Source organism: Allobosea sp. P1_A7 (assembly GCF_056406775.1).
This window is the reverse complement of record NZ_JBFTZN010000347.1, coordinates 1-5,478: the sequence shown is the minus strand read 5'-3', so window position 1 is coordinate 5,478 and position 5,478 is coordinate 1. Positions and strand designations below refer to the sequence as shown.

The 5,478-nt window shown below is 64.6% G+C and carries 7 protein-coding genes; 2 read left to right on the top strand and 5 right to left on the bottom strand.

Annotated elements, in window-relative coordinates; genetic code table 11:
- Both AC1D34_RS33645 and AC1D34_RS33640 read right to left on the bottom strand, forming a co-directional pair.
- Positions 1-691, bottom strand: a 691-nt coding sequence (locus AC1D34_RS33645) for an AsmA family protein (protein WP_476826579.1), incomplete at its 3' end; no start/stop codon positions are given.
- Positions 692-797: 106 nt separating this feature from the next.
- On the bottom strand, positions 798-2,231 hold the full coding sequence (locus tag AC1D34_RS33640) for an FAD-binding oxidoreductase (protein ID WP_476826578.1): 1,434 nt from the start codon (positions 2,229-2,231) through the stop codon (positions 798-800).
- Positions 2,232-2,477: 246 nt separating this feature from the next.
- Here AC1D34_RS33640 and AC1D34_RS33635 point away from each other — a divergent pair, with 246 nt between their 5' ends.
- Positions 2,478-3,038: a thioesterase family protein gene (locus AC1D34_RS33635; RefSeq protein ID WP_476826577.1), complete on the top strand. Its 561-nt coding sequence runs from the start codon at positions 2,478-2,480 to the stop codon at positions 3,036-3,038.
- A gap of 92 nt (positions 3,039-3,130) precedes the next feature.
- Entirely contained in the window at positions 3,131-3,412 is a 282-nt protein-coding gene (locus AC1D34_RS33630) for a DUF427 domain-containing protein (protein WP_476826576.1), read from the top strand.
- On the opposite strand, the gene AC1D34_RS33625 is transcribed toward AC1D34_RS33630, so the two are convergent.
- The 3 genes from AC1D34_RS33625 to AC1D34_RS33615 form a co-directional block, all read right to left on the bottom strand.
- Complete coding sequence (locus AC1D34_RS33625) at positions 3,413-4,213, bottom strand: potassium channel family protein (protein WP_476826575.1); 801 nt, start codon at positions 4,211-4,213, stop codon at positions 3,413-3,415.
- Between the two features lie 46 nt (positions 4,214-4,259).
- The gene (locus AC1D34_RS33620; RefSeq protein WP_476826574.1) at positions 4,260-4,928 is read right to left on the bottom strand and encodes a class I SAM-dependent methyltransferase; all 669 of its coding nucleotides are present in this window, start codon (positions 4,926-4,928) and stop codon (positions 4,260-4,262) included.
- Positions 4,925-5,478 (bottom strand): DUF3419 family protein (locus tag AC1D34_RS33615; RefSeq protein ID WP_476826573.1); only part of this gene is annotated, 554 nt, incomplete at its 5' end. The genes AC1D34_RS33620 and AC1D34_RS33615, both read right to left, overlap by 4 nt.

Sequence of the window (5,478 nt, the reverse complement as noted above, 5' to 3'; positions counted from 1 at the left end):
GTCCTGGTGTGACGCCGCCCTTCTCTGTCGGCAGCAGGAAGGCGCCGTCAAAGCTGAGCTGGCCCTCCTCCCCCGTCACGGTGGCCTTGGCGCGCAGGCGACCATCCGGCTCGATCGTTCCGGTCGCGAGGCGCAACGAGGAGCCGCCGACCTCGCCCTCCATGCGCCATGGGCCGGCAAGGCTGACCGCGGTGAGTTCCGCAGCGATCGGCGACACTGTGACGGGGGCCTTGCCCGCCTCCCGCCAGATCAGCGCCGAGCGGCGCACGCTGAAATGGTCGAGGCTGGTCTGCACAGGCAGGCCCGCACCAATCGGATGCGGCAGCAGCACCGCGCCTGCATCATTGGCGACAAGAGAGAGCGTCGCGCCTTCGACATCAGCGTCGGAGAAACGGAACTCGCCACGCGCAAGCGCGGTCAGTGCAAGCTCGACGGTGAGATGCTCGATCGTCGCGTGGCTCGCCTGTCCACCTTGATCGCCGATGCGGACATCGGCCAGGGTCAGCCGCGGCGACGGCAGCAACCTCAGGCCGATGCCACCGGCAACGCGCGTCTCCGCGCCGAGCGTAGCGCTGAGGCGCTCCTCGATCTGCGGTCGATACAGTCGCCAATCGACAAAGCCCGGTCCGATCAACGCGGCCAGCAATGCCAGCACCAGGAGACCGGCCAGAACGGTCAGGGTCTCACGCACCTTTGAGCATCATCCCTCTTGTCGGCGGTTATGCGATCTTGCCGCCAACTCGCGGCGAGATCACGACATTCCAGTTCCCGATGCCGCCGCGCAAGCTGTCTGGATGTCACAAGACCAGGATTTTGCCTGGATTGAGGATGTTCTTCGGGTCGAGCGAGCGCTTGAGCAGGCGCATCACATCCAGTGTCGCCGGGCCGTGCTCGATCTCGAGATACTTGATCTTCTTCTGGCCGACGCCATGCTCGCCTGTGCAGGTGCCGCCCATGGCGAGGGCGCGCTTCACCAGCCGGTCGATGAAACCGCGGCAGCGCTCCATCTCGTCCTCATCGGCGAGGTCGACGAGGGGCTGGGTGTGGAAATTGCCGTCTCCGACATGGCCGGCGATCGGGGCGATCAGACCGCAGGCCTCGATGTCACGCTTGGTTTCCTCGACGCATTCGGCAAGCTGTGAGATCGGCACGCAGACATCGGTCGCAACCGATTCAACGCCCGGCCGCAACGCGCGGGCAGCCCAATAGGCGTCGTGGCGAGCCTGCCAAAGCTTCGACCGGTCTTCGGCCTTGGTCGCCCAGTCGAACGGTCCACCGCCGAAATCGGCGGCAATCTCGCCGAAGCGCTCGGCCTGCTCCTTCACGCCCGCTTCCGTGCCGTGGAACTCGACGAAGAGCATCGTCGTCTCCGGCAAGCCGAGCTTGGAATGCAGGTTCACGCCGCGGATCATCACATCATCGAGCAGTTCGATGCGCGCGACCGGAAGACCGGACTGGATCGTCACGATGGTCGCATCGCAGGCTGCCTTCACCGAAGGGAACGGGCAGACGCCGGCCGAAATCGCCTCCGGGATGCCGTGCAGCTTGAGCGTGACCTCCGTGATGATCCCGAGCGTTCCTTCCGAGCCGACGAGCAGGCGGGTCAGATCATAGCCGGCGGAGGTCTTCCGCGCGCGGCTGGACGTCTTCACGATCGAGCCGTCGGCCATCACCGCGGTCAGAGAAAGGACATTGTCCTTCATCGTGCCGTAGCGCACCGCGTTCGTGCCCGAGGCGCGTGTCGCCGCCATGCCGCCGATGGACGCATCCGCGCCGGGGTCGATCGGGAAAAACAGCCCCTGGTCGCGCAGATGCTCGTTGAGTTCCTTGCGGGTCACGCCGGCTTCGACAACGCAATCGAGATCCTCGGCATGAACGGCAATGATGCGCTTCATCTGGCTGAGATCGACGCAGACGCCACCGAACGGCGCGTTGACATGGCCTTCGAGCGAGGTGCCCGTGCCGAATGCGATCACGGGGACGCCGTGGCTCGCACAGAGCTTAACGATCTCCGACACCTCTTCGGTGCTCTGCGGATAGACGACCGCATCCGGCGGCTGGTTCGGAATCCAGGTCAGCGTGTGGCCGTGCTGCTCCCGTACCGCCAGGCTCGTCACCAGCCTGTTGCCGAATCGGGCGGCGAGCGCCCGCGTCACCGCCTCGATCGCCGCCGGCGACGGCGGCAGGGTTGCGGCAGAGGCGGCATGAGAAGCAGTTGCAAAAAGGCTCATTGTCTTTTTCCGGGCTTGGCGCTTAACTTGGAACTGGTCGGCTTCTGCGGTTGAATCTGACGAGGCAGACCGTAGCGATAGCAGGCGCGTTTGTCCTGCGTGTCGCCGCCGGCGGCAAGATCGCCGGGCGCATGGGAGGCGGTGCATCAGGCAGGGCATAGCTCGTCCGGCGACGTCTTCAAGACGATGGTAGCGTGTCAGTGGAGTTCCGTTCCGCCGCACGCGACAACTCTGCGGGAGGCGGCCATGAAAGATGAGATCCGCGCTCCGGCGCTGTTCTTCTCCCCCTTCGTATCGTCCGCAATGCGGGTCGAAACGCCCTGGATCGACTATAACGGCCATCTCAACATGGCCTATTATCACGTGCTGTTCGATCGGGCCGTCGACGAGGTCTTCTCGCTCGTCGGCCTGAACCAGGACTATGTCGACACGCGCAACGCGTCCTATTTCGCGGCCGAATGCCATATCCTCTACAAGCGCGAATTGACCGAGGACGACCTCGTGCGGGTCACCGCACAACTGATCGCCTTCGACGAAAAGCGGCTGCACTACTATCTCGAAATGCGGCATGCGAGCGAAGGCTGGCTCGCGGCGACGAGTGAAAACCTCTCGCTGCATGTCGACATGGCGACCCGCAAGGTCTCGCCGTTTCCGCCCGATATCCTGGCCAATCTCGCCCTGATGAAAGCGGCGCATTGTCGCATGCCGCTGCCGGCTACGATCGGGCGCATCATCGGCATGCCGAAGAAGACGACGATCTCGGTCGAGGATCTGCACGACGAGCGCGAGCTCGAAACGCGCCACTGAGAGCGGCAGAGCCGGCACAGGCTGCCTGCCCCTGTCACTGGGCCTGACGCAACCCCATCTTCGGCGATCAGCGACGGTCGAAAGGAGCGGAGATGGTCAAGGCAACCTGGAACGGCGCCGTTCTGGCGGAATCCGACAACACGGTCGTGGTCGAAGGCAACCACTATTTTCCACGCAGTGCGATCCGCTCTGAATTCTTCAAACCAAGCGAGACGACGTCGATCTGTCCGTGGAAGGGCACGGCCAACTACCATTCGATCGTCGTCGCTGGCGCAGAGAACAGGGACGCCGCCTGGTATTATGCCGAGCCCAAGGCCGCTGCCGCCGAGATCAAGAACCGCGTCGCCTTCTGGCAGGCGGTGGAGATTTCCTGATCAGTCGTTGTGATCGGGGATTTTCAGGACATGCCCGCAGGCCTTGCAATGCACGGCGTCCGGCTCGTGCCGCTGCAGCGCGCATTGCGGGCAGGGAAAGGTGACCTTGTTGGGCCGGAAGATCGCTTGCGCCAGGCGCACGAACAGCGAGATCCCGACGATCATCACCAGGATCGAGGTCAGCTTGCCGGCGGTGCCGGGCAAGGTGATGTCGCCGAAGCCCGTCGTCGTCACGGTCGCGACCGTGAAATAGAAAGCGTCGACATAACCCGCGAAGCCCGCCGTCTCGCGAAAGAAGAATGTGTAGATGAAGCCTGTCACCACGAACAGGAAGGTCACGATGTTGACCACCGCCCGCGCTGCGCTTTCCCACTCGGGGTAGCCCGCAGCGCGCAGCCGCTCCCAGATCAGCCCACGCTGTGACAGCGACCAGAGCCGCAGGATGCGCAGGAAGCCGAAATTCTCCAGCCATTGCGGCGCGAGCAGCGTTGCCAGGATGAAGAGATCGAGCAGCATGCTCGGCTGACGCAGCAAGCGCGGAATGTTCGAGGAGGCCAGCATTCGCGCGCCGATCTCGATGACCATGATCACGGCGACCGAGTAATCGAGCCAATAGAAGAGCGGCCGTTCGCGGATCAGCGGTGTCGCGATGAAGAAGGCGATGATCAGCAGATCGATGACCGCCGTCGCAAGTTGAAAGCGCACCGCCCCGGGAGAGCGGCCATGGTAGAGCTGGCGCAGACCGTCCCGCAGTCTTTCGACCTGCCCTTCCCTGCGAACAGACGTCGTATCCTCGGCCATTCCATGGCGTTACAGGCCAAAGGATGGCGCGTCCAGCGCCCGCTGCTCAGGCGGCCCGCCGCGTTGCCACGGCATGGATGGCGTAGCCGCGAAGGAGCCGGGTCGTGCGACTCTCGGCGCCCTCGATCCGCGACAATTCGGCGATTGCCTCGGGGAGATCATGTCTTGGCGTGACGTGAAACAATGTCAGCCAGCGATTCAGGACCGACCTGAACGACGCAGGCAAGCCGGTCTGGTCGCCGAAATCCACGATATGCAGTGAACCGGTGGCCGTCAGCGTCCGCAGCGCCTGAGCGATCACGCCCCGCCAGGGGGGAATCATCGAGAGCGCATAGGAGATGACGATGCGATCAAATCCGTCGCGCCCGAACAGGGCCGCCGCGTCGAAGCAGGTCGCGTCTGCCTGTGCCAGATGGATGCGCTGCGAGAGCCCCGACCTTGCCACGCTTCTCTCCGCCGTCGCGAGCATCTCGGCCGAGACGTCGAGACCGTAGCACTGCGTGCCGGGATAGGTCCGGGCGAGCTTGATCAGGTTGCGCCCGGTGCCGCAGCCGATTTCCAGGATCGCGCTGCCCGGCGCAGGATCGAGCTCGGCGATGAGCCGGTCCCGGCCAAGCAGATAGAATTTGCGGCTGGCGTCGTAGATATGGCGCTGGTGGCGATACATCCGGTCCATCAGGCCGGCGGCCTCGGTCGTGGCGCGGCCGGCGCTCATGCCACCGCCCCCTGCAGCACGTGGAGATGGAAGGCGCCATAGATCGATGAGCGATCCCGCTCTCCAAGCTCGCGGCTGCGTGCCTCCTCATAGCGCCATTGCGCGAGAATCGAGGCCGGCACCCGGCCCGGCAGCAGCCGCTCATCGGCAGCCGTCCGGAAGATCACGCGGGCGCCGGGTCGCGCCGTGCGCGTGATCTGCGTCCAGAGCGCCGTGAGGTCCGCATCATTCATCCAGTCCTGAGCATCGAGCAGCACATAGGCATCGCAGCTCTTCGCAGGCTGGCTCTCGAGAAAGGCCGTGATCGCGCTCTGGTGATAGGCGACGTGGCCCGCCCGCTCTCGAACGGCCACGAAATTCCTCCTTTCAAGATAGGGCGGCAAGGATGCGTCCTCGTCCGTCGCATAGCCCCGTCCAAAGGCCTGCCGGGCAAAATAGTTCGACTTCAGGTCGAAGCCGCAGGCCAGCCTTTCAAGCCGGCGCCGGAGCACGCCGCGTATTCCAGCGTCGCCATCAGCCGCGAGCGCCTTGTACTGGGCCGGCGGGATGC